24 protein-coding genes are annotated in these 23,854 nt (G+C 74.8%); 8 read left to right on the forward strand and 16 right to left on the reverse strand.

The window, feature by feature from the left end:
• Positions 1-14: 14 nt before the first annotated feature.
• Positions 15-1,232: an MFS transporter gene (locus ACFYYW_RS39310; protein WP_387657131.1), complete on the reverse strand. Its 1,218-nt coding sequence runs from the start codon at positions 1,230-1,232 to the stop codon at positions 15-17.
• 32 nt (positions 1,233-1,264) lie between these two features.
• Positions 1,265-1,957, reverse strand: coding sequence for a TetR/AcrR family transcriptional regulator (locus ACFYYW_RS39315; RefSeq protein ID WP_387657134.1), 693 nt, complete (start codon positions 1,955-1,957; stop codon positions 1,265-1,267).
• A gap of 53 nt (positions 1,958-2,010) precedes the next feature.
• On the opposite strand from ACFYYW_RS39315, the gene ACFYYW_RS39320 reads away from it, so the two are divergent.
• Positions 2,011-3,135, forward strand: coding sequence for an FAD-dependent oxidoreductase (locus ACFYYW_RS39320; protein WP_387657137.1), 1,125 nt, complete (start codon positions 2,011-2,013; stop codon positions 3,133-3,135).
• A 7-nt stretch (positions 3,136-3,142) separates the two neighbouring features.
• Here the strand turns inward: ACFYYW_RS39320 and ACFYYW_RS39325 are convergent, their stop codons facing one another.
• The 5 genes from ACFYYW_RS39325 to ACFYYW_RS39345 form a co-directional block, all read right to left on the reverse strand.
• Positions 3,143-4,213: a P1 family peptidase gene (locus ACFYYW_RS39325; RefSeq protein ID WP_387657139.1), complete on the reverse strand. Its 1,071-nt coding sequence runs from the start codon at positions 4,211-4,213 to the stop codon at positions 3,143-3,145.
• Positions 4,214-4,316: 103 nt separating this feature from the next.
• A complete protein-coding gene (locus ACFYYW_RS39330) occupies positions 4,317-5,066 on the reverse strand; it encodes an SDR family oxidoreductase (RefSeq protein WP_387657142.1) in 750 nt (249 codons plus the stop codon).
• 87 nt (positions 5,067-5,153) lie between these two features.
• Positions 5,154-5,540 carry a MerR family transcriptional regulator gene (locus ACFYYW_RS39335; protein ID WP_364390257.1) on the reverse strand — a complete coding sequence of 129 codons (387 nt, stop codon included), beginning with the start codon at positions 5,538-5,540 and terminating at the stop codon, positions 5,154-5,156.
• Positions 5,537-7,009 carry a DHA2 family efflux MFS transporter permease subunit gene (locus tag ACFYYW_RS39340; RefSeq protein WP_387657145.1) on the reverse strand — a complete coding sequence of 491 codons (1,473 nt, stop codon included), beginning with the start codon at positions 7,007-7,009 and terminating at the stop codon, positions 5,537-5,539. Before ACFYYW_RS39340 ends, ACFYYW_RS39335 begins: the two co-directional genes overlap by 4 nt.
• Positions 7,006-7,590 carry an NADPH-dependent FMN reductase gene (locus tag ACFYYW_RS39345; RefSeq protein ID WP_387657148.1) on the reverse strand — a complete coding sequence of 195 codons (585 nt, stop codon included), beginning with the start codon at positions 7,588-7,590 and terminating at the stop codon, positions 7,006-7,008. Before ACFYYW_RS39345 ends, ACFYYW_RS39340 begins: the two co-directional genes overlap by 4 nt.
• Positions 7,591-7,713: 123 nt before the next feature.
• On the opposite strand from ACFYYW_RS39345, the gene ACFYYW_RS39350 reads away from it, so the two are divergent.
• Both ACFYYW_RS39350 and mltG read left to right on the forward strand, forming a co-directional pair.
• Complete coding sequence (locus tag ACFYYW_RS39350; RefSeq protein ID WP_352324764.1) at positions 7,714-8,226, forward strand: SigE family RNA polymerase sigma factor; 513 nt, start codon at positions 7,714-7,716, stop codon at positions 8,224-8,226.
• Positions 8,223-9,185 carry an endolytic transglycosylase MltG gene (gene mltG, locus ACFYYW_RS39355; RefSeq protein ID WP_387657151.1) on the forward strand — a complete coding sequence of 321 codons (963 nt, stop codon included), beginning with the start codon at positions 8,223-8,225 and terminating at the stop codon, positions 9,183-9,185. The genes ACFYYW_RS39350 and mltG overlap by 4 nt, the downstream gene beginning before the upstream one ends.
• A gap of 12 nt (positions 9,186-9,197) precedes the next feature.
• Here mltG and ACFYYW_RS39360 read toward each other — a convergent pair whose 3' ends face one another.
• Positions 9,198-9,851 (reverse strand): class I SAM-dependent DNA methyltransferase, encoded by a 654-nt coding sequence (locus ACFYYW_RS39360; RefSeq protein ID WP_387657154.1) that lies wholly within the window; start codon positions 9,849-9,851, stop codon positions 9,198-9,200.
• Between the two features lie 121 nt (positions 9,852-9,972).
• On the opposite strand from ACFYYW_RS39360, the gene ACFYYW_RS39365 reads away from it, so the two are divergent.
• Positions 9,973-10,734 (forward strand): alpha/beta fold hydrolase, encoded by a 762-nt coding sequence (locus ACFYYW_RS39365; RefSeq protein ID WP_387657157.1) that lies wholly within the window; start codon positions 9,973-9,975, stop codon positions 10,732-10,734.
• 68 nt (positions 10,735-10,802) lie between these two features.
• On the opposite strand, the gene ACFYYW_RS39370 is transcribed toward ACFYYW_RS39365, so the two are convergent.
• Complete coding sequence (locus ACFYYW_RS39370) at positions 10,803-12,284, reverse strand: MFS transporter (protein WP_387657160.1); 1,482 nt, start codon at positions 12,282-12,284, stop codon at positions 10,803-10,805.
• Positions 12,285-12,388: 104 nt separating this feature from the next.
• On the opposite strand from ACFYYW_RS39370, the gene ACFYYW_RS39375 reads away from it, so the two are divergent.
• Positions 12,389-13,237 carry a helix-turn-helix transcriptional regulator gene (locus ACFYYW_RS39375; RefSeq protein WP_387657163.1) on the forward strand — a complete coding sequence of 283 codons (849 nt, stop codon included), beginning with the start codon at positions 12,389-12,391 and terminating at the stop codon, positions 13,235-13,237.
• 111 nt (positions 13,238-13,348) lie between these two features.
• Here ACFYYW_RS39375 and ACFYYW_RS39380 read toward each other — a convergent pair whose 3' ends face one another.
• The 4 genes from ACFYYW_RS39380 to ACFYYW_RS39395 form a co-directional block, all read right to left on the reverse strand.
• Positions 13,349-13,705, reverse strand: a complete 357-nt coding sequence (locus tag ACFYYW_RS39380; RefSeq protein ID WP_352324772.1) for a PRC-barrel domain containing protein — start codon at positions 13,703-13,705, stop codon at positions 13,349-13,351.
• 78 nt (positions 13,706-13,783) lie between these two features.
• Positions 13,784-14,221: an SRPBCC family protein gene (locus tag ACFYYW_RS39385; protein ID WP_352324773.1), complete on the reverse strand. Its 438-nt coding sequence runs from the start codon at positions 14,219-14,221 to the stop codon at positions 13,784-13,786.
• A 60-nt stretch (positions 14,222-14,281) separates the two neighbouring features.
• Positions 14,282-15,160 (reverse strand): helix-turn-helix domain-containing protein, encoded by an 879-nt coding sequence (locus ACFYYW_RS39390; protein ID WP_387657167.1) that lies wholly within the window; start codon positions 15,158-15,160, stop codon positions 14,282-14,284.
• A gap of 18 nt (positions 15,161-15,178) precedes the next feature.
• Entirely contained in the window at positions 15,179-15,523 is a 345-nt protein-coding gene (locus ACFYYW_RS39395) for a VOC family protein (RefSeq protein WP_387657170.1), read from the reverse strand.
• Positions 15,524-15,680: 157 nt separating this feature from the next.
• Between ACFYYW_RS39395 and ACFYYW_RS39400 the strand changes: the two genes are divergently transcribed.
• The gene (locus ACFYYW_RS39400; protein ID WP_387657173.1) at positions 15,681-16,943 is read left to right on the forward strand and encodes a serine hydrolase domain-containing protein; all 1,263 of its coding nucleotides are present in this window, start codon (positions 15,681-15,683) and stop codon (positions 16,941-16,943) included.
• A gap of 73 nt (positions 16,944-17,016) precedes the next feature.
• Here ACFYYW_RS39400 and ACFYYW_RS39405 read toward each other — a convergent pair whose 3' ends face one another.
• On the reverse strand, positions 17,017-20,346 hold the full coding sequence (locus ACFYYW_RS39405) for a BTAD domain-containing putative transcriptional regulator (protein ID WP_387657176.1): 3,330 nt from the start codon (positions 20,344-20,346) through the stop codon (positions 17,017-17,019).
• A gap of 108 nt (positions 20,347-20,454) precedes the next feature.
• Between ACFYYW_RS39405 and ACFYYW_RS39410 the strand changes: the two genes are divergently transcribed.
• The gene (locus tag ACFYYW_RS39410) at positions 20,455-20,892 is read left to right on the forward strand and encodes a cupin domain-containing protein (RefSeq protein ID WP_352324779.1); all 438 of its coding nucleotides are present in this window, start codon (positions 20,455-20,457) and stop codon (positions 20,890-20,892) included.
• On the opposite strand, the gene ACFYYW_RS39415 is transcribed toward ACFYYW_RS39410, so the two are convergent.
• On the reverse strand, positions 20,865-21,845 hold the full coding sequence (locus ACFYYW_RS39415; RefSeq protein WP_387657180.1) for a helix-turn-helix domain-containing protein: 981 nt from the start codon (positions 21,843-21,845) through the stop codon (positions 20,865-20,867). The genes ACFYYW_RS39410 and ACFYYW_RS39415 overlap by 28 nt on opposite strands.
• A 71-nt stretch (positions 21,846-21,916) precedes the next feature.
• Between ACFYYW_RS39415 and ACFYYW_RS39420 the strand changes: the two genes are divergently transcribed.
• Positions 21,917-22,990, forward strand: a complete 1,074-nt coding sequence (locus tag ACFYYW_RS39420) for a saccharopine dehydrogenase family protein (protein ID WP_387657182.1) — start codon at positions 21,917-21,919, stop codon at positions 22,988-22,990.
• 33 nt (positions 22,991-23,023) lie between these two features.
• Here the strand turns inward: ACFYYW_RS39420 and ACFYYW_RS39425 are convergent, their stop codons facing one another.
• Positions 23,024-23,689, reverse strand: a complete 666-nt coding sequence (locus ACFYYW_RS39425) for an SDR family NAD(P)-dependent oxidoreductase (protein WP_352324782.1) — start codon at positions 23,687-23,689, stop codon at positions 23,024-23,026.
• Positions 23,690-23,854 lie beyond the last annotated feature (165 nt).

Here is a 23,854-nt window from a genome sequence, read left to right on the forward strand (position 1 = left end):
CGATCAGCGCCTGGTCACGGTGACGGGACGCCTGGCGCAGGACCGTCACCGCGGCGGGGGCGGCGGACGGCGAGGGCGATGAGGGGGCCGGCGGCGAGCAGGAGGGCCAGGGCGGCGTAACCGTAGGTGAGCGAGGCCAGGGTGGCGACGCCGGCCACGAGCAGCGGGCCCCCGGCGTCGCCCAGCTCCCGGCCGAGTTCGGCGGCGCCCATGGTCTGGCCCATGCGCTCGGCCGGGGTGCGGGCGGCGAGGGCGGCGAACCCGAGCGGGGTGATGAGCCCCGTCCCGGCCCCGATCAGCACGGCGGCCGACAGGATGCCGGCCAGGCCGGGCAGCATGGCGCAGGCCAGCCCGGCCGCGGTGACCAGCAGCCCGCCCAGCAGGCCGGTACGGGTCGACAGACGCTCTTCGTCGAGGGCCCGCCCGGCCCTGGGCTGGACCACCGCCGCACACGCCGCCAGGACGGACACCGCCGCGCCCGTCGCAACCGTGCCCAGTTCGGCGGCCCGGCCGGACACGGGCAGGAAGCCCACGCCGACCGACAGCGCGGCGGTGGCCCCGGCCAGGGCGGCGGTCGGCGCGAGGAAGGCCGGATCGGCCAGGCGCCGCGCCAGGTCCAGCACCGTCTGGCGGACCTTGGGCAGCGGCGGCACCCCGGGCACGGCCAGCGCGGCCCACACGGCGACCGCCGCGCCCAGCACGGTCAGGACCGCGAACAGCAGCCGCAGGCCGCCGGCCCACACCAGCACGCCGCCCAGCAGCGGGCCCAGGGTGTAGCCGATCGACTTCCAGAAGCCGTAGCCGCCGAAGGCCCGGCCGAGCTTGGCGGCCGGATTGAGCCGGGCCACCAGCGCCGAGGCCGACGGTGAGAATGCCGAGGCCGCCGCTCCCTGGCCCAGGCGGGCGGCCCACAACCAGCCGGGGCTGTCGGCGACGACGTACAGGCCGGAGGCGACCGCGAACGCCACCAGCCCGCCCACCAGCACCGGACGGGCGCCTATACGGTCGGCGAGGCTGCCGAACAGCGGTTTGAGCAGCACCTCGGCGCCGTCGTACAGGGCCAGCAGCCCGCCGAGGACGAGCAGCGAGGTGACCGCGTCCGAGGAGAAGCCGCCGAGGTTGGCGGCGATGCCGTGCGCGCCGAACGCGGTGGTGAACCCGGCCGCGTACAGCGGCCACATCCGCCGGCGCGCCCCCGCGGGCGACGCCGCGGCGGCCCCGGAAGGCGGCACAGGGGGCGGTGTGGAAGGCGGCACAGGGGGTGTCATGCCGACGGCCGGTCGAGTCTGGCGGACACGGCGTCGAGGACCCACTCCAGGCCGGTCGTGAAGGACTCCTCGGCGGTCACCTCCGTGCCGTCGTGCACGAATTTGGCCAGCGTGGGGTAGCGGCCGGTGGCCAGCATCCGGCTCACGTGCGGGCCGTAGGCGCGCTGCCAGTCGCGCTTGGACAGGCCCGTGGCGCGCTCGGCCCGCAGGTGCGCGATCTCGCGTCTGATCGCGCCGGTCATGTACGCGCCGACGGTCTGCACGGCGTGCATGACGGTGTCGAGGTCGGCGTGGCCGTCGAGGGCGGCCAGCGTGCGCTCGGTCACGGCGAGGGCGTTCGGGCCCAGGCTCGGACGGCCGCCGAGCAGGTCGGCCAGCCATTCGTGACGGAGGGCGGCCTGCCGGGTGCGGACCGCGTGGTCGCGCAGCGCCTCCCGCCAGCCGCCGGGCGGCCCGTCGGGCAGGATCTCGGCGTGGACCTCGTCCACCATGAGGTCGAACAGCTCCTCCTTGGTGGAGATGTATCCGTACAGCCGCATCGGGCCGACGTCGAGCCGGGCGGCGACCTTGCGCAACGACACCGCCTCCAGCCCGCCCTCGTCGGCCAGCGCGACGGCGGCGGCGACGATCCGCCGCCGATCGAGCGGCGCGGGGCGGGTCGGCGGCTCCGGGCGGTCCCACACAGTCATGGATACATCGTACTGTTGCGATACAGCGTATCGGCGAAATACAGTGTATCGACATGAGACATCGTATCGCCGTTGTGGGAGGCGGGCCCGCTGGCCTCACCTTCGCCCGCGTCCTGCACCGCCACGGCCACCCCGTCACCGTCTTCGAGCGCGATGCCGGGCCCTACGCCCGTCCTCCGGGCGGCACGATCGACCTGCACGAGGGGATGGGCCAGCGCGCCCTGGACAAGGCGGGGCTGCTGGCGGAGTTCCGGGCGCTGTCCCGTCCCGAGGGGCAGGCCATGCGCATCCTCGCCCCCGACGGGACCGTGCTGCGCGACTGGCGGCCCCGTCCGGACGAGCAGGCCAATCCGGAGATCGACCGCGGGCAGCTGCGCGACCTGCTGCTCGGCCCGCTGGACGTCCGGTGGGGGCACGGCGTGACGGAGGTGACGCCCGGAACGCGGGACGGCGCGCTGCTCCGCTTCGCCGACGGGCGGCAGGAGACGTTCGACCTCGTGGTCGGCGCGGACGGGGCCTGGTCCCGGGTCCGCCCGGCGCTCTCCGCCGCGACGCCGCACTACACCGGCGTCACCGCCGTCGAGACCTCACTCGACGACGTCGACACCCGCCACCCGGACCTCGCCCGGCTGGTCGGCGACGGTTCCGTGGCCGTCTACGGCGTGAACCGGTCCATCGTCGCCCAGCGCAACAGCGGCGGCCACGTCAAGGTGTACGCCCAGTTCCGCGCGCCGCTGGAGCGGCACGCGGACACCGGCACGGGCCCGGACGGCGTCGAGGCCGTGCGGTCCCGCCTGCTGGCGCTGTTCGAGGGCTGGGCCGACCCCGTGCTCGACCTCCTGCGCCGCGGCACCGCGTTCGTCGACCGTCCCCTCTACGTCCTGCCCGTCGCCCACACCTGGGCCCACGTCCCCGGGGTGACGCTCCTGGGGGACGCCGCCCACCTGATGCCGCCCTTGGGAGTGGGCGCGAACCTGGCGATGCTGGAGGGCGCCGAGCTCGCCGAGGCCCTCGCCGCCGGCCCCGGCGATCCGGACGAGGTCGTCCGCGCCTTCGAGGAGCGGATGTGGGAACGGGCCGGCAAGTGGGCGAAGATGACGGCGGACGGCCTGGAACGTCTCGTCGGCCCGGATCCCGCCACGGCCCTGGCCGTCTTCGACGCGCTCCAGCCGTCCTGACCGGTGGCTAGCCGGCCTGCTGTCCCGCGCCGGTGCGCGGGAGTCGGTCGTAGGGAACGGCGTGACGGGTCCGGCCGCGCACGCCGGTGGTGGTCGTCGCGGTGAACAGGGAGTTGAGCAGCGCCTCCTCCACCGCGTCCATGACCGCGGCGAACAGCGGGTTCAGGCCGGCGTCGGGCAGGCGCGGGAGCTCGGGCGAGGCGGTGCTGAAGGCGATGGCGTAGTCGCCGCTCCCGTTGGAGTACGACGCCCCGACGCGGCCCATCGCGAAGATCGCCCGGCGGGCCAGGCGGGCGAGCTGACGCGCGTCGAGCGGCGCGTCGGTGGCCACCACGATCATGCAGGAGTTGCCGACGGGCTCCTCGCCGGCGGCCCCCGGGACGAGCTCCTCGACCGGCATCGGGACGCCGCCCACGGTCAGCACGCCGCCGAAGTTCGCCTGGACGAGCGCCCCGACCGTCACCGCGCCCCCCTCGCCTCCCGCGGCCCCCTCGATCATCGGCCGCCGGGATGAGGTGCCGATGCCCGCCTTGTAGCCCAGCGCCGTCGTCCCGGTGCCCGCTCCCACGCACCCTTCGGCGGGCAGGCCGCCGGACGCCCCCTCCAGCGCGTCGAGCACGTGCCGTTCGGTGATCGGGCGGCGCCGGATGTCGGACAGGAAACCGTCGTTGGTCTCGCCCACGACCGGGTTGAAGGAGATGCCCTCCGGGCTGCGGTCCATCAGGTAGGTGAGCAGCGCGTCCGCGGCCCGGAACGCCGACAGCGTGGCGGTCAGCACGACGGGCGACTCCAGCACGCCGAGTTCGTCGATCTGGGTGGAGCCGACCAGTTTGCCGTATCCGTTGCCGGCGTACACGGCCGCGGGCAGCGCCCGCCGTTCGGCGGTGAGCTGACGCGGGACGATGGCGGTGACCCCGGTGTGCAGGTCGGCGCCGTCGTCGAGGGTGGTGTGGCCGACCAGGACGCCTTCGACGTCGGTGATCGCGTTCAACGGCCCGGTCGGCAGGGCGCCGACGACGACGCCCAGCTCGCGCGCCCGCGCGCGTCCCCTCGTGGCTGCGGTGAGGTGATTGTCCATAATGCTCCCATTCTCGGGGCTCCCCTCCGCCGCCACACCCGCTGGCGGTTCAGGCCGTGCGGGTGTCGCGGCTGCTCGGGTAGGGACTGCTCGGGTCGCGTCGTCAGAGGAGGGTGCCGCCCGAGGCGTCCAGCCAGTGGCCGGTCACCCAGCGGCTGTCGTCGCCGGCCAGGAAGGCCACCGCGCCGGCCACGTCCTCGGGGGTGCCCACGCGGCCCATGGGGGACAGCGACGACAACCAGGTCAGCGCGTCCCCGACGAGTCTGCCCTCGTGCATGTCGGTGTCGATGACGCCGGGCGCCACGGTGTTGACGGTGATCCCGCGCGGCCCGAGCTGCTTGGCCAGCGTCGAGGTGAGCACGTCGAGCGCGGCCTTGGACATGGCGTAGCTGATCGCCGTCGGCATCGCCGAGCCGCGGGTCAGCATCGTGGAGACGTTGACGATCCGGCCGCCGTCGCGCAGCCGGGGGAGTGCGAGCTGGGTGACGAAGAACGGGGCGGTGGCGTTGACCGCGAAGAGCCGTTCGAACTGCCGTCTGGTGACGTGCTCGATGCCGGGCTCGTCGCCCAGGATGCCGGCGTTGTTGACCAGGATGTCCAGCCCGTCGGCGTGGGCGTCGAAGGCGGCCCACAGGCGTTCGGCGTCGCCCGGCGTGCCCAGCTCGGCCCGCAGGGCGAACGCCTGCCCGCCCGCCGCCTCGACCGCGGCGACGGTCTCCGCGGCGGCCTGGTCGTTGCCGCCGTAGTGGACGGCGACGCGCGCGCCGTCCGCGGCCAGACGCTGGGCGATGGCCCGGCCGATCCCTCTGCTCGCGCCGGTGACGAGCGCGGTCCTGCCATGGAGGTTGCTCATGATGTGCTCCTGTCGATCAGGGGAGGAGTCACCCGAAGGCCACGCGCGGGCGGGTGGCAGGCGTGCCGCTCGGCGCCCGCGGGGCGATCAAGGGGACTGGAGGAAGTCCAGGGTGGCCAGCTCGTTCACGGTCGTCTGCAGCTGGTCGATGCGGGCGCGGCCGATCCGGACGAGCTCCTCGCCCGCGGCGACCCACTGGCCGAGGTCGCGGGACATGGGCGGGATGCCGGAGAGGATGTCGGCGCTCTCCTTGAGGGTGATGCCGACCCGCTGCGCGGCGAGGGCGAGCTTGATCCGGCAGACCGCGTCGACGGTGAAGCGGCGGGCGTTGCCGCTGTTGCGGTGGCCGGTGATCACGCCGTAGCGCTCGTAGAAGCGGACGGCGTTGGGCGTCACCCCGGCGGCCCTGGCCACCTGCCCGACCGTGAGCGAGGCCGGGATCGTCTCGGAGCCGGGACGGTCGGTGACGGTCATGGCGTGCTCACCGTCCTCTCAGCCGACTCCCGCCGGCCTGGCATCGCCGAGGGCCGGGCCGCAGAGCGCAATCGTACGACGAGGGCCAGCGCCATCACGACGAGGGCCGCCGCCTGGGTCAGCCGCAGGGCGTCGGTGACGGCGACCGCCTGCGCTGCCCTTGTCGTCGCGTCCATGGCGGCCAGGGCCGCGAGCGACAGGCCGCCGGTCATCGCGGCGGTCAGCGCCGTGAACAGCGCGCCGACCGCCACGGTGCCCATGCCGTTGGCGACCGTGCTCACCAGCGACAACAGCGCGGAACCCGAGGCCAGGTCGGGGCCGTGGAGGTTCCGGCTGGAACCGGACATCGTCGGCATCATGATCGCGCCGGTGCCCGCCCCCTGGAGCAGCGCGAACAGCCCGAGCACCGGATAGGGGGTGTCCGGCGCCAGGATGACCACCTGGACCGCGCCGGACGCGATCACGAGTCCGAGCCCGGTGCCGACGACCCGCCGGGGGCCGAGCCGTTCCAGCAGCCGGGCGGCGACCTGCAGGCTGAGGCCCATGCCGACGGCGCCGGGGACCATCAGCGCGGCCGTGACCGAGGCGCTGTCGTGACGCAGCGTCTGGACGTAGGTGGGCATCAGCAGAGCCGAGCCGAAGTAGGGGGCGGCGTACAGGGCGAGCACCGCGGCGCCCCGGCCGAACGTGGGATCGCCGAGCAGCCGGATCCGCAGCAGCGGTTCCGGACGCCTCAGCGCCCGGACGCAGAAGGCCGCGACCAGCACCGCGCCGGCGGCCACCGCGGCGATCCGCGTCCAGGCCGGGCTGTCCTGGGCGCTGATGCCGTACGCCACCGCGACGATGCCGGGCACCAGCAGCATCGCCCCCACCAGGTCCGGCCGGACCGGCCGGCCGCGCGCGGGGTCGGCCGGCAACCAGGCCGGCGCGCCCGCGGCGGCCAGCAGCGCCAGCGGCACGGTGACGTAGAACAGCGCGCGCCAGGAGCCGGCGCCCAGGAGCGCCGCGCCGAGCAGCGGGCCCAGGATCGGCCCGGCCAACAGCGGCACCCCGGTGACCGCCGTCATCCGGCTGCGGCGTTCGGGCGCGACCGCGCCGAACCCGATCGCCATCCCCAGCGGCGCCAGCAGGCCGCCGCTGAGACCCTGCGCCGCCCGCGCGGCGATCAGTCCGTCCAGGCCACCGGCCGCGCCGGCGGCGGCGGAGGCGACCGCGAAGCCGACCAGCGCCGCCAGGTACACGCGCCGGGCGCCCCAGCGCGCGGCGAGCCCGGCGGCCAGCGGCATCGTCGCCACCATCCCGAGCGCGTACGCGGTGAGGACCCATTGCACGGAGCTCAGCGACGCGCCGAACGCCGCCATCAGCGCGGGCAGCGCCACCACGACGATCGTGGCGTCCAGCACCGCGAGCAGCCCGCCGGCCATCAGGACGACCGCGGCGCGCAGCTCCGGCCCGGTCAGCCTGCTCACCGTCGACCGGCCAGATCCGGGACGCGGACGGGACGCAGTGCCCGCGCCCACGTGCGCAGCTCGCCCATCGTCGTGTGCAACGCCTGCGTCGTGCCCGGCGGGGGAACGAAACGGCCGTCGGCGTCCAGGTGCTCCCACGCCATGGGGATCAGCACCGACTCGCGGACCGTCGCGGCCCGCAGTTCGGGGAAGACCATGCGCAACTGCGCCACGGCCCTGATGCCGCCGGAGGCGCCGTACCCGACGAACGCGACCGGCTTGTACGCCCACTCGGTGAAGTGCCAGTCGATCGCGTTCTTCACCGCGGCGGGGAAACTGTGGTTGTACTCCGGGACGAGGAACACGAACCCGTCGGCGTCGGCGAGCGCGTCGCCGATCGGGGACGCGCCCCCTCCGCCGGGCTGCAGCTCGTGCATCGGCAGCGAGACCGCGGCCAGGTCGATCATGTCGAGGTCGAGCCAGTCGAACGTGCTGAGCTCGCGCTCCAGCCAGGCGGCGAGCGGGTCGGCCATTCTGGGCCTGCGCACGCTTCCGATCACCACGGCGATCCGGAGGCGGCTGCCGGCGTTGGTTTCCGTCATGGCACCGACGCTAGGAGTTCGCCTATGGGCGAACTCAAGTCACCGGATTCACGGCCTTCCGGCGTCCGGCATAGTTCCGGGACGCCCGCTCGTCCTTGGTGGGTGACACCAGGAGGAGGACGGGTGGATCCAGGCTTCGAGGCGGTTCTGCGGCAGTTCGTCATCGACCGGTCGGGGGCGCTGTTCCGCACGGCGTACCTGCTGACCGGCGACCGGCACGCCGCCGAGGACCTCGTCCAGTCGGCCCTGGCGAAGACGGCCGCGCGGTGGCGCGGCCTGCGCGACCCCGAGGCCGTCGAGGGGTACGTCCGCCGCACCATGTACCACGAGCAGGTGAGCCGGTGGCGCCGCCGGTCGCGGGTCGTGGAGGTGAGCACGGACGAGCGGCTCGACCGGCCCGGCGACGGGCACGCCGACGCCGCCGACCTGCGCCTGACGATGCGGGCGGCGCTGTCCCGGCTGACGCCCCGGCAGCGGACCATGCTCGTCCTGCGCTACTTCGAGGACAAGTCGGAGACCGAGATCGCGGACCTGCTGGGCGTGCGCGTGGGCTCGGTCCGCAGCCAGATCTACCGATCGCTGGAGCGGCTGAAGAAGACCGCCCCCGAGCTGAGCGCCGTGAGGGAGTTCCGTTGAACATCGAGAACCTGCTGCGTGAGACCCTCGCCGACATGGCGGACGAGCAGCCGCCACCGCCTCCCGCCCGGTTCCTCCCGCGATATCCCGCCCGGTTCCCATCGCAACATCCCGCCCGGTTCCTACCGCATCGTCCTGCCCGCCGGAGGGGCGTCGCGCTGGCGGCGGCGGCCGCCGTCGTCGTCCTGGCCGCCGGAGGCACGGTCGCCGTCCGGGCGCTCGCGCCGGAGGCGGGCCGGCCGGCGCCGTCCGTGGCCACGCGGCCCGGTCCGGGACGGGCTCAGGTGGAGGTCGTCAACGACGGCGAACGGGTCTCCGGCCTGTTCGACGAGCTCGCCCGCGTGACCGGCAGGCCCGCGGAGTCGTTCGCGAAGGCCGCCGGGGACGGCCGGGCGCTCGGCCTGCCTCCGTACGCGAAGGGCGGGCTGGAGGGCTTCGCGTTCCCCGGCACGTACCGGTTCGCCGGCTCCGCCGCCCCGGCCGAGATCCTGGGCGAGATGGTGGCCCGCTTCCGCGCGACGGCGGACGAACTCGGCCTGGCCGCCCGGCCCGACGCCCTGGACGTGGTCGTCGTGGCGAGTCTCGTCCAGGCCGAGTCGCCCACGGAGGCCGACATGCCGAAGGTGGCCCGCGTGCTGCACAACCGGCTGGCCCGCGGCATGCCGCTGCAGGTGGACAGCTCGGTCCGTTACGCGCTCGGCAGGCGCCGGGGGCCCGTCACGGTCGACGATGTGCGGGTGCGGTCGCCGTACAACACCTACCGTCACAAGGGCCTGCCTCCCGGGCCCGTCGCCAACCCGGGCGCGGCCGCGCTCAGGGCCGCCCTGCACCCGGCCGCGGGCTCCTGGCTGTACTTCGTGCTCACCGACCCGAAGCGCGGCACCCTGGCCTTCGCCACGACCGGAAAGGAGTACGCCGAACTGGCCGAACGCGCCCGGAAGCCCGGCTACCGAGGATGAGCGCCCGTTCGTCTAGCGAGCGTCGCCGGGGGGTGCGGCGCGCATCAGCAGGTGGCCGCGGCGGAAGCGTTCGTCCTCCAGCGGCTCGCGGAGCAGCCGGCCCACCTCGACGAACCCCTCCTTGCGGGCCAGGACGGCCAGTTCGTCGATCGGCCACCGGTAGGCCGGTGTGACCTTGTGGTCGAACTCCGTGACCGGGTCGCCCTCGGACTCGAAGAAGGCGACCAGGAAGTGGCCGCCGGGGGCCAGCACCCGGCGGAACTCGGCGAAGTACGGCGGCAGTTCCGCCGGCGGCACGTGGATCATGGAATACCAGGAGATCAGTCCGCCCAGCTCGCCGTCGGCCACGTCGAGGGCGTCCATCGAACCGAGCTCGAAACGCAGGCCGGGATAGTCCCTGCGGGCGATGTCGAGCAGCGCGGGGGACAGGTCGACACCGGACGCGTCCAGGCCGAGGTCGCGCAGGTGGGCCGTCATGTACCCGGGGCCGCATCCGGCCTCGACCACGGGCCGGGGTCCGGCGGCCCGGACGAGTTCGGCGAACGCGGCGACCAGCGCGCGGTCCAGCGGCAGGCGGTCGAGCGAGTCGCGGGCGAGGTCGGCGTATAGGTCGGCGACGGCGTCGTAGGCGTGCGCCGTCGCCGTGAGGTAGGAGGAGTCGGCCATGGCGGACGACTGTAGCCCATCGGCCGGGGTGTCGCCGCCGCCCCGGGCGGCCCGTTCTCGCCTATGCTGTGAACAAAAATCCAATCTGTTCATACGGTTACAGTGGCGGAAGGGATCCCCCATGCTGAACGACCTGCCGTACCTGTCGGCCGGGGAAGGGCCGCCGCTGATCGTCCTGATCTACACCCCGCAGGCGGCCAACCCGACCGGCATGACCCGCTGGTCCACGATGCGGCTGGTGCGGCCGTTCACCCGGGACTTCACCGTCTACGTCGTCAACCGGCCGCCCGGGCTGCCGTCCACCACGACGATGGCCGACCTCGCCGCGATCTTCGCCCAGGCGATCCGGGCCACGTTCGACGGACCGGTCAACGTGCTGGCCCTGTCCACCGGCGGATCCATCGCCCTGCAACTGGCCGCCGACCATCCCGGCCTGGTCGACCGGCTCGTCCTGGCGGGCACGGCCTGCACCCTCGGCCCGGCCGGCCGGCGGGCCCAGCGCGGCTACGTCGAACGGGCCCGCCAGGGCAGGCGGCCGAGCCCCGCGCTGGCCGAGATCGTCACCGCGTCGGCGCTCGGCCGCGTCCTGCTCAGGGGCCTGCTGTGGCTCTCGGACGGCGGGCGCGCCGACCACGCCGACGCCGTCACCGTGCTCAACGCCGAGGACGGCTTCGACCTGCGCGGCCGGCTGCACGAGATCAAGGCGGCCACCCTGCTGATCCAGGGCGGCGACGACCTGGTCTACCCGCTGGACCTGGCCCGGCAGACGGTCGAGGGCATCCCCGACGCCCAGCTCGTCGTCTACCCCGGCCGCAGCCACAGCGGCGCCTTCACCGACAAGCGGTTCGTCCCCGACGCCCTCGCCTTCCTGACCGACGGCTGAGGACGCGCCGTTCAGTGGCAGTCTCTCAGTGGCAGTCTCTCAGTGGCCGACCGGCCGTGGGGCACCCCTCAGTGGCCGACCGGCCGTAGGGCGTCCCGTGCCGGCGTGCGCAGCAGGGCGACGACGCCGAGCACCACGTGCAGGACCCCGGCCACCGCCGCGGCCACGTGCAGCCCGGTGACGAACGCCGTCTCGGCCTGCGCGGCCGCCGCCGGCACGAGGGCGGGCAGCTGGAGGGTCTCGTCCAGGGTGGGGGCCAGGTCCGGCCCGCTGAGCCGGAAGACCAGGGCGGCGAGCGAGCCGAGCAGCGCGATCCCCAGGGCGTTGCCGATCTCGTTGCTGGTCTCGGCCAGCGCCCCCGCCGCTCCCGCCCGTTCCGGCGGGACGGCCCCGACCGCGGTGTCGGCGACGACGCTGAACGAGATGCCGTACCCGATGCCCGCCACGACCGTGGACGCGACGTACCAGCCGACCCCGCCCGTGACGGCCGTCGGGAGCAGGAGCAGCAGCCCCGCCGCGACGGAGAAGTGGCAGACGGCGAGCGCGGCCCGCCGGCCGACGCGGTCGACCACGAAGGGCGTGACGACGCAGGTGATGGTCAGCACCACCGCGCCGGGCAGCGCGAGCAGCGCCGCGTGCAGCACGGGCAGGCCGAGGACGGACTGGAGGTAGACGCCCGACAGGTACGCGGTCGCCGACCACGCCGCCAGCGGCAGCAGCCCGGTGACGATCGCCACGGTGAACACCCGGTCGCGGAACAGCGAGAACTCGATCAGCGGCTGCGCGAGGCCGCGCTGCCTGCGGACGAACCACGCCAGCAGCCCCGCCCCGGCCGCCCCCGCGACGACCGGGACGGCCGACAGCCCTTCGGCGGCCGCGTGCTTGAGCGCGTAGATCGCGAGCAGCAGCCCGGCCGCGGACGTCACGACGCTGGGCACGTCCACGCGCCCGGCGCGGGTCGCCCGCACTTCGCGCAGCAGGATCGGCGCGAAGACCAGGAACAGGGCGAGGACGGGCAGGTTGACCAGGAAGACCGATCCCCACCAGAACCGTTCCAGCAGCACGCCGCCCACGATCGGCCCGGCGGCGAACCCGGCCGCGAACGCCGCGGCGAACACGCCGATGGCCTGCGCCCGCCGCCGCGGGTCGGCGAACAGCTCGCTCAGCACGGCCAGCGCCGACGGCAGCAGGGTCGCGCCCGCCACGCCCATCAGCGCGCGGGCCGCGATCAGCAGCTCGGCGCTGGGCGCGAACGCCGCCGCCGTGGAGCCGGCGCCGAAGACCGCGGCGCCGGTCATGAGCAGCCGCAGCCGCCCGTACCGGTCGCCGAGGTTGCCGAACGCGATCAGCAGGGAGCCGACGGCGAAGCCGTAGACGTCGAGGATCCACAGGGCCTGGCCCGCGGTGGGCGTGAGGGCCTGGCTGATCCGGGGCATCGCCAGGAACAGGATGGAGCCGTCCATGGAGACCAGCAGGACGGGCCCGAGGATCACCAGGAGGCCGAGCCAGGCCCGCAGGCCCGGGGGAGTGCGCGTGTGCTGTCGATACATGGCGCCGACACTCGGGCAGGACGCGTCCGGCAACCATCCCCCTGGCGTGGGTGCACCCAGCAGGTGTACCCACGCGGCCCGCCGGTCGGCCTAGGCTCGGTGGGGTGGAGAGTCTCGGAGCGTTTCTGAAGAGCCGTCGTGATCGGGTCACGCCCGCCGCGATCGGGCTGCGCACGTTCGGGACGGCCCGCCGGGTCCCCGGGCTGCGGCGCGAGGAGCTGGCGCAGCTCGCGGGGGTGAGCGCCGGGTACTACACGCGGCTGGAGCAGGGGCAGGCGGAGACCGCCTCGGAGCAGGTGCTCGACGCCCTGGCGCGGGTGCTGCGGCTCGACCGGATCGAGACCGTCCACCTGCACAATCTCGCCCGGCAACCGGCCCGATCACGATTGTCCAGGCCGCCCGTGGAGGAGCCTCATCCGCGGGTGCTGGCGCTGCTGGAGTCGCTGAAGGACACGACGCCGGCGGTCGTGCTCGGCCGGCGGGGGGACGTGCTCGCGTGGAACCGTACGGGGCATGCGCTGATGGGGGAGCATCTGCCGTTCGAGGCGCCGTGGGATCCGGCGGACCGGCCGTCCGTGCCGAGGATGTTCTTCCTGGATCCGCTCTTCCGCGACCTGCACCGCAACTGGGACGAACTGGCCCGCATCCATGTCGCCTACCTCCGGCTCACCGCGGGCCGCTTCCCCTCGGACGCCCGCCTGGCGGAGCTGATCGGGGAGCTGACGATGCACAGCGCGGAGTTCGCGGCGTTGTGGGCGGTGGGCGAGGTCGCCGACTGCACGGTGGGCACGATGCGCCTGCGGCATCCCACGGTCGGCGCGGTCACCGTCGACTACCAGGTCTGGCTCCAGCCCGACAGCCCTGACCACCGGGTCGAGATCTACACCCCGTCCGACCCGCCCTCCGCCGACGCCCTGCGCATCCTGACCCACCAGACCGGCCGGACGTCCTGAGACGTCCGGCCCTCGGGGGCCCGCCGGTCGCAGAGCTGTGGGGCCTTGGCAGCTGCTGCGGCGCGCGTCGCGCCCGGCGGGCACCCCGGCGGGTACCCGGGTTACGCGGGGTCAGACGGTGCCGTTGAAGCGGCTGTAGTACGCGCCCACCTCGTTGCGGTGGACGTCGTCGTTGTACGTGGCGTCCTCGTCGAACTTCGGCGAGTCCTTGATCTCCTGCTTGGTCCGCGCGAGGTGGACCTTGCGCTCCTGCGGGTCGATCCGCGTGACGGTGCCGGCCGGCAGGACGACCTTCTTGCCGAAGATCCACGGACCGGTGTCGACCACCAGGTAGCTGTCACCGACGGTGTGGCTCGCCTCGTCCACCGAGCCGATCGAGCCGTCGGTGGCCTCGACGTCGAAGCCGACCACGTCGAGAGTCTTGTCGCCGTAGACGTCGGAACCGTAGCTCCACATGTCCTGAGACAAGGGGTTTCCTCCTGATGATCTAGAGAACGTTGCCCACCCACTCTTCCCGGCTCAGCCGCGCCAAACATCGGGCCGCGGTCACGTCGTCGCGCGGGCGGCGTACGCGGCGAGGCCGTCGGCCATGCCCTGCATGAAACGGGTCAGGTACCACCGCCAGAAGCCGCCCGACAGCGGCATCCTCGGCTCGAAGGCGGCGGACCACGTGATGTCGGTGCCGCCGCCGGCGGCCGGCGCGAGCTCGACCGTCCCGCGGTAGGAGCGGAACGGGCCGCCCAGGTTGTCGTAGACGAACCGCCGGTCGGGGACCAGCTCGACGACGCGCTCGCGCGAGACGTTGCGCCCGGTGCGGAAGACCCTGGTGTCGCCCACCTGCTGCCGGGCCGCCGGATCGCCGCCCTCGACGTCGGCGGAGTCGATCGGCGACCACGACGGCCAGGTGGCGGCGTGCGTGAGCGCCGCGAAGACGGCCTCGGGGGCGGCCTGCGAGCGAGCGGTCACGGCGAAGGAGTACGGCATGAGCCCCAACGTAGGCAGCGGCCCCGCCCGTGGGCCAGGCGCACGATTGCCGTCGATCGGTCAGTTCTTGCGGTACGCCGACGGCCGCACGCCGGTCTGGCGCAGGAAGGCCGACGACAACGAGCCCGCACCGGCGAACCCGCAGCGCCCGGCGATCTGCTCCACGCTGAGCGAGGTGGACGACAGCAGCCGCCGCGCCTCCTCCACGCGCAACCGGGTGAGGAACCGGTGGGGCGTCTGGCCGGTGCCCTCCCGGAAGACCCGGACGAAGTGGTACACGCTCAGATGCACCTCGGCCGCGATGGCGGCCAGCGTCAGCGGCTCGGCCAGGCGCTCGGTCATGATGGCGACACCCGCCCGGACGGCGGCGTGCTCAGGGCCGGGCAGGCGCTCGGCCCGGCCGTGGGTCAGCAGGTGCGTCACGAGGAAGGCGGCGGCGGACTCGGCGTACAGGTCGCCGGCCGCCGCGCGGCCGGGCAGCGCGCGCAGGAGCTGCTCGACGACCGGATCACCGGCCGCCAGGGCCGCCGCCGTCGCCTCGAGGTCGGGCTCGCGACCGCCCAGCGCGTCGGCGGCCCTCCGCACGGCCGCCGCGGGGACGTGCACCTGGACGGTGCGCAGCCCGGCCGCCGCCCGGTAGCTGATCGACCCGGCTCGGCCGGGCACCATGAGCTCCAGGTGGCCCGGGACCCAGCGCCGCCGGACCGGCCTGCCGCCCGCGTGCATCCGCAGGTCGGCGTTGCCCGCCACGCACAGCACGAGATGCAGGTCGGACACGGCGGGCAGGGCGAAGTGCTCGGCCTCGGGCGCGTGCCGGAAGCCCTGCACCAGCAGCGACCGCCAGCCGGCGTCGTCCCAGCTGTTGTACGTGTGCCGCACGTACGCCGTGGTGTCGAGGCCGGCGTAGGGCGCCAGGTCGAAGTCGGGCGAGTCGAACACGTCCCGAGCCTAACCGGATCACCGCGGCGGGGCCTCGGCGAGCGAGAGGCTGTTGCCGTCCGGGTCGAGGACGTCCACATGGCGCACGCCGTTGCCGTACGTCTCCACGGGACCGTGCTCGATGCCGTGCCCGGCCAGCCTGGCCAGGATGTCGTCGAGGCCGGACACGCCGAACGTGATCATGGCGCCGCCGACGCGCGCGGCCCGCATGTGCCGGTCGTCGATGACGACCCACGCGTTCTCGCCGACCTGCCACAGGTGCTCCTCGCCGACGACCTCGTCCGCCGGGCGGCCGAAGAACGCCTCGTACCACTTCTGCGCCGCCGCCCGGTCGCGTACGCACACCACGCTGTAGAGATCCACTCGGACCACTCCCTCCTGTCGTTCCACGATGAAGACTCCGCCGGTGGGGCGAACTCATCGCCGCGGCAGCCGGCTGACAGCGGGATGTGTGCGGTTTGTGAGCGGGGGGCCGGAGGGTGAGGGCGTTGGTGTCACCCGATGGAGGAGGAACCGGTTCATGTACCCCTGTGAGGTCCCGTCCCGGCGCGCGGCGCGGCCGCGGTGGCTGCGCGCGCTCACGGCCGCCGTGCCGGCCGTGGGCCTGGCCGTGGTCGCGGCGCTCCCGGCCGCCGCCACGTCCCGGCCCGCCCTGGGCGAGACGCCCGCCCTGCTGCAGCGCCTGGCGCGGGAGGTGGTGGCGGCCGGGGCGCCCGGCGTGCTCGTCCGGGTCGACGACGGTCGCGGGCGGCCCGTCGAGATCGCCGAGCAGGCCGCCTGGACCAGACGCGACCACGTGCTCAAGGCGGGCGACGAGTTCCGGATGGGGTCCAACACCAAGACCATGGTCGCCGTGCTGGTCCTGCAGCTCGTCGCCGAGGGCAGGCTCGCCCTGACCGACCCGGTGGACAAGTGGCTGCCCGGCCGGGTGCCCGGCGGCGGCGCGATCACGCTGCGCATGCTGCTGAACCACACCAGCGGCCTGTACGACTACACCGACGACCCCGCGATCCGGCCCTCGATGCTCGGCAAGGACCGGCGGCGGTGGACCCCGGCGAAACTGCTGGCCCTGGGGGTGAGGCACGCTCCGCTGTTCGCGCCCGGCGCCAGGTGGTCCTACAGCAACACCGGCTACGCCGCCGTCGGCGCGGTTCTGGAGCGGGTCACCGGGGCGAGCCTGGCCGGCCTGGTCAGGGACCGCATCGCCCGGCCGCTCGGCCTCGCTCATACGTACTACGCCACCGGCCCCGCCTGGCGCGGCCCGTACGCCCGCGGCTACGAGCCGGACGCCGCCCACCAGCCGCCCGCGGTGCCGGCCGCGTTCCGGCGGCTCGCCGGGCCGCGTCACGACGGCCACGTGGACGTCTCCGGCCACGACCCCGGTTGGGGCGGCCCGGCCGGGGCGGTGGTGTCCACCACCCGCGACTGGGCGCGCTTCCACGCCGCGCTCATGTCCGGCAGGCTGCTGCCCGCCGCCCAGCTCGCCGAGCTGCGCGCCACCGTTCCGATGGACCCGCGGCAACCGGACGGGCCCGGCTACGGGCTGGGCATCCAGACCGCCGCCCATCCGTGCGGCACATTCTGGGGGCACGACGGCGGCATGCCGGGCTACCTGACCACCAACCTCACCGACCGGACCGGCGGCCGCACGGCCACCGTGCTCATCGCGTCCGAGTTCTGGGCCGAGTTCGAGGCCGACCCGAAACTCGCCAAGGCCGTCCAGGCCCTGCAGACGGCGGTGACCTGCACGATGTTCGGCAAGCCGGTGCCCGGCGCCGGCTGAGCGGCGCGTGGCCGGGCTTGGTGAGTGGCTGGGCCTGGTGAGTGGCGCGTGGGCGGGCGGTGGCTGGGCGGCGCTAGCCGGGCGGCGTGGTGACGGCTGCTGTCACCAGGTTCTCGGCCTGTGCTCGTGACATCGCCGCGCCGCACGCGTGTGCGGCGGCGAACCCCGCGGGGCCCAGGACGGTCTCGGCCCGGCGGGTGAGCCGCCGCAGGTCGGGGTCGCCGGGGCCGGTCCAGCCGCCCAGGACGGTGGCGGCCCCGAGCAGCCGGCCGGCCCGTTCCGGCCGGTCGCGGCCGAGCTCGATCGCGGCGGCCACCACCGCGGTCGCGGCCGCGACCGGCGTGTGCCAGGTCAGCGTCAGGCGCACCGCCGGATGGTCGAGCCGGCGGGCCGCGCGCTCGGGGAACCCCTCGGCGAGGTCCACCCGAGCCAGTACGCCCAGCAGCAGCGCGGTCAGCGGCGGCGTGGTCGAGCGGTCGGGAGGGGCGCAGGCCAGACCGGCCAGGGCGTGCTCGCGAGCCGCCGCCGCCCGCCCGGCGGCCAGCTCCAGCCGGGCCAGGCCCAGGCGCACCTGGGTGCTCGACTCGGCCGACCCGCTGCGCCCGGCCCTGCCTAGCAGGCCGGTCAGGTCGCGTCTGCCGCCGTCCACGTCGCCGGACTCGGCCCGGTGCAACGCGGCGGCCACCTCGTTCTCCATGGTGTGCTCGGGCATGCCGAGCTCGCGGAAGCAGCGGGTGGCGCGCTCGGCCAGGGCGGGCGCGTCGGCCGCCGCGCCGGACCGGACCAGCGCCGAGCCGAGGGCGCTCAACGTCATTCCCTGACCCCACCGCTCGCCGAGCTGCTCGAAGCCGGCCAGCGCGCGGGCCAGCGTGTCCTTGGCTTCGGCGAGGTGGCCGGTGTTCATGGCCAGCACGCCGCTGACCAGCAGCGCCAGCGACCGGCTCCACGGGTCCGCCCCCTCCGCCGGCGCGGCGTGGTCGCCCTTCGCGGCTATGCCGACCGCCAGGCGGGCCATCTCGGCGATGGGATGCGTGCCTGGGACGAGCTGGGCCAGGGCCGCCCTGATCCGGTCGAGGGCGGCGTCGGTCTCCTCCGGCCCGGCGGCCTCGACGGTGGCGATCGCATGGGCGGCGGCGACCAGCGCGCGGGATCGGGGGTCGGCCGGGCCGTCGGCCTGAAGGACCCTTCCGAGCAGGTCGAGCGACTCCGGCGGGAAGTCCCGCAGGAACCAGTACCAGCTCAGCGCGACGCCGAACCGGACGGCCCGTCCGGCGTCCCCGGACTCGACCGTCCAGCGGATGGCGGCCGACAGGTCGTCCCGTTCCGCCGACAGGCGGGCCAGCGAGCGGAGCTGGTCCGACGTGCGCAGGTGCGGGTCGGCGGACTCGGCCAGGCGCAGGAAGAACCGGGCGTGCCGGTCGCGCGTCGCGGTGACCTCGGCGCGTTCGGCCAGGCGCGCCAGGCCGTACTCGCGGATGGTCTCCAGCAGGCGGTAGCGCGGCTCGGCCGGGTCGGCGGAGTCCGCCGGGTGCAGCAGGGACTTGTCGACCAGCGCCGCCAACAGCTCCGGCACGTCCTCCGAACCGCCGATCGCCTCCGCCAGGCCCGAGCCCGCTACGTCCGAGCCGCCGATCGCCGCTGCGGCGTCCTCGGTGAAGCTGCCGCGCACGACCGACAGCCGTTCCAGCAGGGAGCGTTCGCCGGGGTCGAGCAGGTCCCAGCTCCAGGCGACGGCGGCGGCCAGGGTGCGGTGGCGCGGCAGCGCCGTCCGGCTGCCGGCGGTGAGCAGCCGGAACCGGTCGTCCAGCCGGGCGGCGACCGCCTCGACCGGCAGGGTGCGCAGCCGGGCGGCGGCCAGCTCGATCGCCAGCGGCAGGCCGTCGAGGCGGCGGCAGATCTCGACGGTCGCCGCCAGCGCGCCGCCCTCCAGGACGAAGCCGGGCCGTACGGCGGCGGCGCGGTCGCGGAACAGCCGGACCGCCGCGACCGACCGGGCCGCCTCCGGCGTCGCGCCCGGTTCCGGCAGGTCCAGCGGCGGCACCGGGTGCAGGGTCTCGCCGTCGATGCGCAGGGGTTCGCGGCTGGTGGCCAGCACTCGCAGCCGCGGGCAGCGGGCGAGCAGCGTCCCGCAGAGCGCGGCTGCGGCCTCGATCACGTGCTCGCAGTTGTCCAGCACCAGGACCAGGTCGTCGTCGGCGAGGAGCTCGACCAGGTCGTCCGGCTCGGCCCGCGCGGGCGCGCCCTCCTTGCGCGTCCGGAGCAGGTCGAGCAGCACGCGGGGGACGTCGTCGGGCCCGACCGCGGCCAGCGGCACGAACCACACCCCGCCGGACGGCGTGAGCCGCCGGCCGACCGCGCCGGCCAGCCGCGTCTTGCCCGCCCCTCCGGGGCCGACCAGGGTGACCAGCCGGCCCTGCCCGAGCAGGCCGGTCACCCGGCGCACGTCCTCGTCGCGGCCCACGAAGCTGGTGAGCGGGACGTCGAGGTTGCCGTGCGACCGGCCCGACGACGACGGCCAGGGCGGTTCCGACGGCCCCGACGACCCGGAAGGCCCCGACGGCCGGCGGGGGCCGGGAGGATCGCCGCGCAGGACCGCCAGGTGGGCTTGCTGGAGGTGCGGGCCCGGGTCGCCGCCGAACTCGTCGGCGAGCCGGACGCGGATGCGCTGGTAGGCGGCCAGCGCCTCGGCGCCGCGGCCCTCGCGGGCGAGCGCCCGGATGAGCTGGGCGTGCAGGCGCTCGCGCAACGGATGGGCGGCAGCCAGCGACTCCAGCTCGGCGACCAGGCCGAGATCGGCGCCCAGCGCCAGGCCACTGCCCAGCCTCAGGTCAGGGCCCAGGGGGTGAGCGCCCAGCGGGTCGCCGCTCAGCGTCAGGTCGGCCTCGACGCGGTCCTCCAGGGCGGCGAGCCGGGCGCGTTCGAGCCGGTCGGCCTCGGCGGCGGCGAACGGCGCCGCCCGCACGTCGGCCAGGGCCGGCCCGCGCCACAGGTCCAGGGCCTCCCGCAGGACGGCGGCCGCCTCGGCGGGCCGGTCCCGGGCGGCCGCCCGTCCCTGCCTGGCCAGCCGCTCGAACCGCACGGCGTCGACGGCGTCCGGCTCGACGGCCAGCCGGTACCCGGCGGGGCCGGAGGTGAGCAGCCCGGGACGCCCGAGGACGCGCCGGAGCCGGGACACCAGCGACTGCAGCGCGTGCATGGGGGCCTCGGGCGGCGCGTCGTCCCACAACGCCTCGGCCAGGGTCTCGGGCCGGACGGCCCGCCCGGCGTCCAGGGCCAGCCTGGCCAGCAGCACGCGCAACCGCGCGCCGCCGACCTGCGCCGGGCCGCCGGCGGTCACCAGCGCGAGGGGGCCGAGGATGCCCACGCGCACCTGTCCGCCGTCCGGCACGGTCGAATGCGCCATGGCCAGGAGTCTGGCACGCGACGGCGGGCCGTGCCGCCCTTGACGAAACGGACCGCAGTCCGATACGTTCCCGGACATATTCGGACCACAGTCCCCTTGGAGATCGAGATGTTCAGAGAAGTGATCACGGCCGGTTCGCTGGCTCTCATGGTGCTCGGCGCCCCCAGCGCGTACGCCGACTCGGGCCCTGACAAGGTCGTCCACCACTCGCACAAGGAGGCGGGCTCACCTTGCGAGGGGCTGAAGGGCTGCACGTTCGTGCAGCTGAAGGGTGACCCGAAGACCGGCCCCTCCGAGGCCCTGTTCACCCTCAAGGCCGGCACGCCCTTCTCCCCGCACTGGCACACCAGCCCCGAGCACGTCGTCGGCGTCTCCGGCGTGATGTTGTGGAACGTCAAGGGCCACAAGACGTACCGGATCGGCGCGGGCGACTACCTGTACTACCCGTCGAAGGCCGAGCACTGGGGCAAGTGCGCCGCGGGCGCCGACTGCGTCTACTACGTGTACGACTCCAAGCCCTACGACTTCCACCCGGCCGGCCGCTGATCGGGCGCAGCCCCGCGGGCGCGGAAGGTGCGGCGGTAGGCGTCCGGGGGCACGCCGACCGTGCGGTTGAAGTGCCGGCGCAGCGTGGCCGCGGTGCCCATGCCGGTGGCCTCGGCGATGGCGTCCACGCCGTCGTCGGTGGTCTCCAGGAGCTCCTGGGCGCGGCGGATGCGCTGGGTCAGCAGCCACTGCAACGGGGTGGTGCCGGTCATGGACCTGAAGTGGCGGCCGAGGTGGCGCGAGCTCAGGTTCGCCCGGCGGGCCAGGTCCTCCACCGTGAGGGGCTGGTCCAGGTGCCGGCCCGCCCAGGCGAGCAGGTCGCTGAGGGGATGGCCGTGCGGCTCGGGGACGGGGGTGGCGACGAACTGGGCCTGGCCGCCGGGCCGGTGCGGCGCCACGACCAGGCGGCGCGCGATCGCGTTGGCGACCGCCGAGCCGTGGTCGCGGCGGACCAGGTGCAGGCACAGGTCCAGGGCGGCGGCCTTGCCCGCGGCGGTGAGCACGCTGCCCTCGTCCACGTAGAGCACGTCCGGATCGACCTGGATGCGGGGATGGCGGGCGGCCAGCGTCTCGGTGTGGGCCCAGTGGGTAGTGGCCCGCCGCCCGTCCAGCAGGCCGGCCGCGGCCAGGACGAACGCGCCCGTGCACAGCGACGCGACCCGGGCGCCCGCCTCGTGCGCCGCCCGCACGGCCGCGACGAGGTCGGCCGGCGGCTCCTCGTCCACCTCGGCCCAGCCGGGGACGATCACCGTGTCGGCCCGGACGAGCAGGTCGAGCCCGGCGTCGGGTTCGAGCAGGAACCGCCCGTCGGCCCGTACGGGACCGGCTCCGCAGATGACCGGCTCGTACCAGCGCTCGACGGGGACGGGCGGGGGCGAGCTGAACAGCTCGTAGGCCAGGGCCAGCTCGAAGTGCAGGATCCCGTCGGCGACGGCTACCGCGACTGTGGTCACGTCCGGAATTGTACGCATCATGTCGTTCCGGACGCTCGTGCGGCGACGCGGTGGGCCGCCAGGATGTCCGCATGGCTGATGAGCACATGACACAGATGAAGACGACGACGGGTTCCGCGGTGGCGGTCTACGGCGCTTTCGGGCACACGGGCCGTTTCGTGGTGGCGGAGCTGCTGCGGCGCGGGCTGGTGCCCGTCCTGGCGGGCCGCGACGGCGACGCGCTGAAGGCGCTGGCCGAGGCGCATCCCGAACTGGCGGTCAGGCAGGCGTCGGTGGACGATCCGGCGGCCCTGGACCGCGCCCTGGACGGCGTGGCCGCGGTGATCAACTGTGCCGGGCCCTTCGCCGCCACGGCGGCCCCCGTGATCGAGGCGGCCCTGCGCGCCGGCGTCCCGTACGTGGACGTCGCGGCCGAGATCGAGGCCAACGTGGACACCTTCGAGCTGTTCGCGGAGCGCGCCAGGGAGGCCGGGGCGGTGATCGTCCCCGCGATGGCCTTCTTCGGCGGGCTCGGCGACCTGCTGGTCACGGCGGCGATGGGCGACTGGACCGGCGCCGACCAGGCGCACGTGGCCTACGGGCTGGACAGCTGGCACCCCACGGCCGGCACCCGGGCCGCGGGCAGGGTCTCCAGGGAGCGGCGCGACGGCCGGCGCGTCCGCCACGCCGGCGGCCGGCTGGAGTACCGCGACGACCGGGCACCGGCCGAGCAGTGGGCCTTCCCCGAGCCGACCGGCACGCGCGACGTCATCGCGGAGTTCTCGATGGCCGACATCGTGACCGTCCCGAGCCACCTGGACATCCCCGAGGTGCGCAACTACATGACGGTCGAGGCGGCCACGGACGTGCTGCACCCCGACACCCCGGCCCCGGTCGCGGCCGACGAGCACGGACGGTCGGCGCAGCCGTTCGTCGTGGACGTGGTCGTGCGTTCGGGCGCCGCGGAACGCCGGGCGGTGGCCCGCGGCCGGGACATCTACGCCGTCAGCGCGCCGCTCGCGGTGGAGGCCGTCGAGCGCGTCCTCACCGGCCGGACCAGGGCCGCCGGGGTGGCCTCGGCGGGATGCGTCTTCGACGCCCCGGACTTCCTGCGGGCGCTGTCGCCCCACATCGTGGTCGAGCTCGGCGCCGCGGCGCAGCGCTGAGCTGGGCGCCGGTCCACGCCGCCGCGGCCGGGTTCAGCCCGGCAGCACCGACAGCTCGCAGGCGTAGGAGTCGGCCGGCGCGTTCAGCGCCCACACGACCATCTCGGCCAGCGACTGCGGCCGGATGCACGCCTGCGGGTCGTACGGGCGGCCGAAGGCGGCCCTGACCTCGCCCAGCAGGTCGGTCGCCGTGGCCGCGGGGTAGACCGTGGTGACCCGGACCCCGTGGACGGCCTCCTCCTCGCGCAGCGAGTCGGCCAGTTCGCGCAGCGCCGCCTTGCTGGCCACGAACGCCGACCAGCGCGGGACGCCGGTCAGCCCGGGGGAGGCGTTCACGAAGATCACATGGCCCTTGGCGCGCCGCAACGCGGGCAGCGCGAGCCGGACGAGCTCGGCGGCGGAGGCCACGTTCACCGCCATCGTGCGCCGCCACGTGTCGGGGCCGGCCTCGGCGACGGCCTCCACGGGGGAGATGCCGGCGCAGTGCACCACCGCGCGTATCTCCGTCAGCTCCGCCGTCAGCGCCTCCATGGCGGGGGCCAGCGACGCGGGGTCGGCCAGGTCGGCCTCGATCCCGCGGACGTCCAGCCGCCCGACGTCACGTCCGACGGCGATCACCCGGTGCCCGGCCGCGCCGAGCGCGGCGGCCAGCGGCCTTCCGATGCCTCCGGTGGCCCCGGTCAGCAGCACGTTCCCCATGCCGGTCGATCATCCCGGCAGGACGGGCAGGACGCAACGGCCTTTCCGCCCGTCCGCTCACATCCATCGGGAACGGTTCGATTTCACCTCTGGTGCACCACGCGTATTCAGCGTACGTTACTCAGCACTCAGTATTCAGAGTGTGACATGTTACAGATCCAAGAG

Origin of the sequence: Nonomuraea sp. NPDC001831 (assembly GCF_042892035.1) — a bacterium.
In the GTDB taxonomy this organism is placed as follows: domain Bacteria; phylum Actinomycetota; class Actinomycetes; order Streptosporangiales; family Streptosporangiaceae; genus Nonomuraea.